This window comes from Mesorhizobium sp. P5_C1, assembly GCF_054049815.1.
In genome coordinates this window covers 1-664 of the sequence record NZ_JBFULQ010001305.1, presented here as the reverse complement: position 1 = coordinate 664, position 664 = coordinate 1, and the positions used below count along the sequence as shown (strand labels likewise).

Below are 664 nucleotides of genomic sequence, written 5' to 3'. Positions count from 1 at the left end.
GCGCAAAACAGCCGGTGCCATAGGTTGATTTCATCATCCCCGGCTCGAAGCAGGCCTGGCCGATGGTCGCGGCATGCTGGTCGCCGGCAACGCCGAGGATTCTTATCTCGGCACCGAAGAGATTTTTCTCCGTGATTCCATAGTCATCGGCGCAGTCTTTTACCTCGGGAAGCATTTTTGCCGGAATGTTGAGAACCGACAGCAGCTCGTCGTCCCAGGCGTTTTTCTCGATGTTGTAAACCAGCGTGCGCGAGGCGTTGGTGGCGTCCGTGGCATGAACCTTGCCGCCGGTCAGCCGCCAGATCAGGAAGCTGTCGATGGTGCCGGCCAACAATTCGCCCTTCTCGGCGCGTTTTCTCGCACCTTTCACCTTGTCGAGCATCCAGGCGATCTTGGTGCCTGAGAAATAGGGATCGAGCAGCAGGCCGGTCTTCCTGGTGAATTTCTTCTCAAGCCCCTGCTTCTTGAGCTTCTGGCAGAGCGGCGCGGTGCGCCGGTCCTGCCAGACGATGGCATTGTGGATCGGCTTGCCGGTCGCCCTGTCCCAGATGACGACGGTCTCGCGCTGATTGGTGATGCCGATGGCAGCGACATCCGAAGCGGCCAGGCCGGCTTTCTTCAAAGCAGCCTTTACCGTCGTCACGACGCTCGCCCAGATTTCCTC

At 59.5% G+C, this 664-nt stretch carries 1 protein-coding gene; it reads right to left on the bottom strand.

The genetic code is table 11. From position 1 onward, the window contains the following. On the bottom strand, positions 1–664 hold a 664-nt coding region (locus ACXJ7R_RS35530), incomplete at both ends, for an FGGY family carbohydrate kinase (protein ID WP_457155861.1).